The 3,233-nt window shown below is 39.3% G+C and carries 1 protein-coding gene and 1 pseudogene; both read left to right on the plus strand.

Translation table 11 applies throughout. The features are described 5' to 3' along the window. Positions 1-622 precede the first annotated feature (622 nt). Positions 623-1,604 (plus strand): putative baseplate assembly protein (locus AFK68_RS04780; RefSeq protein WP_143437520.1); only part of this gene is annotated, 982 nt, incomplete at its 3' end. Between the two features lies 1 nt (position 1,605). After that, positions 1,606-3,170, plus strand: a pseudogene (locus AFK68_RS44220) (putative baseplate assembly protein); the annotation flags it as partial. Positions 3,171-3,233 lie beyond the last annotated feature (63 nt).

Consider the following 3,233-nt stretch of genomic DNA (forward strand, 5'->3'; position numbering starts at 1 on the left):
AAAAAAGTGCTAGGATATTTCCCAATCTTCAATTCCGTAACGGTTTTAACCTTCTTGTAATTATCAATTATCCATTATCAATTATCAATTATTGAAATTACTTGATTTTTTGAGTCGAGTTAAACTACGAGCCTAATTATAACTGTTATACCAAACATAATATAATTTGGAATATTTCGAGTAATATGAATATTGACCACAACATATTAAGTGTGGAATTGCACTACTAATAAATTTAGTTTTGTATATCAAAAAGATATTTATAATTACAATTATCATGTAATTTATGTTCGATAGATCGATGTTATATTTTAGTTGAAGTTAATTTAATATAATACATATAATCCATGTACAACCATAATCAATTGGTTAATCAGTTCTGAAAAAAAAAGCTTAAATAAATTAGGACTTACGCAAAGAAACCCGGTTTCTACGATAAATCGTTGTTTTGAGCAATAGACATCTACGAGAAACCGGGTTTCTGGGTTCACCTGCGTAAGTCCTGAAATATCAGTTTAATGAAGAAAAATATTTTATCTAAAATGTAATAAATACAGTCATTTTTTTTCTAAGTTGCAGATATTTTAAATCTACTCTGTATTAACATTTAATATTAACAATTATGGTCAACTTCGATTTCTTGCCTAATTTACCCAAACCAAATCTTGACGATCGCAAATTTGAAGACTTAGTACAGGAATGTTTGCTGCGCATTCCTCGCTATTGTCCAGAGTGGACAAACCATAATCCAAGCGATCCAGGAATTACAATGATTGAACTGTTTTCCTGGTTAACAGACCAGATGTTATATCGATTTAATCAAGTTCCGCTACGCAATTATATTGTATTTCTGGAAATGTTGGGAATTCGTTTACAACCTCCAGCAGCAGCGCGAACATTGATTACCTTTGAACTGACAAAAGCACAGAATATACCCTTTTCCATTCCTGCTGGCACAGAAGTTTCCACAGAACGCACAGAAACTGAAGAATCTATTATTTTTAGCACAGATCGGAATTTATTAATCGGAATTCCTCGGATCGAATGTTTTTTGAAAGCCAGAGAATATCATAATCATGGAAACCTCAGTAACGATATTTTAGAACCTATTTTCCCTAGGACGCGATCGCTTTGGAGTCAGGAAGAAGATGGAGAATGGCTCAGTACAATTCGCACCCCAGTTTTCGAGCAACAACCCCAACGGGGTAATTGTTTTTATCTTGTGATTAAACCGAAAGCAACAGGTGAAGAAAATTCCATTGAAGGTAATATTCTCGCTATCACATTTAAAGGACAAGCTGCTGCTGCTACTGGCATCGATCCGAAAAATCCGCCTCGACGTTGGGAAGCTTGGAATGGCCAAGAATGGGTTTCCGTTTTGCGACAGGAAAATGACGATCGCACCCACGGATTTAGTTTTACAGAAATTGATCAACAAGGCCAAAACCCAGAACAAGGAGCAGATGTGATTTTGCATCTTCCTAGGGATTGGCCAGAGGATAATTTACACAGCCAATATCAAGGTCATTGGATTCGTTGTATTTATCGACAATTGCAGGATCATGACTCCCAAGAATACGGTTATAGTAGTTCTCCTTTGATTTNATCGCACCCACGGATTTAGTTTTACAGAAATTGATCAACAAGGCCAAAACCCAGAACAAGGAGCAGATGTGATTTTGCATCTTCCTAGGGATTGGCCAGAGGATAATTTACACAGCCAATATCAAGGTCATTGGATTCGTTGTATTTATCGACAATTGCAGGATCATGACTCCCAAGAATACGGTTATAGTAGTTCTCCTTTGATTTTTAGCTTGTCGATCCGGTCTATTGGTGGAGCAGTTCCAGCTACTCAATGTGTTTGGGTTAAAGATGAACTACTGGGGGTAAGTAACGGTAAACCAGGTCAAGTCTTTGAATTGCAAGGAACGCCTGTTCTCGAACGCTCCAGTACAGAGTATATAGAAATTCAGCCCCCCGGCGATCGCCAACCCCGCGAACCTTGGACAGAAGTATCAGATTTCGCAGATTCTAGAGCAAGCGATCGCCATTACATTATTGATTCTCAAACGGGTATTGTTCAATTTGGCCCTCTAATCCGTGAACCACCTCAACTCCGGCGACAAACTGAGGTACGAACTCGTTTGCAAACTAGCGATCGCCTCCGGACTCAGTTTAACGGGACAGAAACTGCTATGAATGCGCTTCCTCCAATGGATGTTGAGACGGAAAGCAATCTTAAAGAGCGTCAATATGGTCAAGTGCCACCACCAGGAGCAGAAATTTATCTGAAGGCTTACCGTACTGGAGGAGGAACTCAAGGTAATGTTGAGGCAGAAATGCTGACAGTATTGCGTTCAGCAATTCCCTACGTTAAGCAGGTAATCAATTACGAAGCAGCGACGGGAGGTACGGAACCAGAGTCTCTGGAAAAGGCAATTTTGCGAGTTCCGGGACTATTGCGCTCCAGTCAACGGGCCATTACTCGCAATGATTTTGAATACCATGCGATGCGAGTTCCAGATGTAGATATAGCTCGCGCTCATTGTTTGGATGCGAACATGGAAATGGATAAACAGTGGACAGAGCCAGATGCCATTAAACCTGGTCAGGTGTGTATTTTAGCAATACCACAGGCAGATATTCAGGATTTGAGTCGGGGTTTATCTCCCCAAGAACTAAAGCTAAATGATGAGGTACGAACAAAAATTAAAGATTATTTGAACGATCGCAAACCTTTAGGAGTACAAATTCTGCTGCGGGAACCGAAATATATTGGGGTAAAAGTGAAAGTAATGATTATTGTGGGCCAGAATGCGGATCGAGGATATGTTAGCTCTCAATTTCTCAAACGATTGTATCGGTTTCTCAACCCCATTACAGGGGGAACTGAAGGTAAAGGTTGGCCATTAGGACATCCGGTTTATCCATCTGATGTAGTTGCCTATTGTCAACAATTTTATCAACAAATTCCCCATGTTAGTTATTTAAAAGCCGTAGAACTGAGGGGAATTCGTCAACAAGATCAAGATAACTGGAGTGTTGCACCTATTCCCGAACCAGTGATTTATCCAAGTGAATTTGGAGTGGTCTGTTCTTGGGATAATCAAGCTGAAAATGAGGAACGGAGAACCGCTCATGAGATAGAATTAATACTGGATAATTAATAGATTTATATAGAACCCCTAAAGGTATCTATTTAATATAGATTGAGAGTAGGGGAGTAGGGG

The sequence above is a fragment of the Hydrocoleum sp. CS-953 genome, assembly GCF_002260545.1.
Taxonomy (GTDB): Bacteria; Cyanobacteriota; Cyanobacteriia; order Cyanobacteriales; family Microcoleaceae; genus Trichodesmium.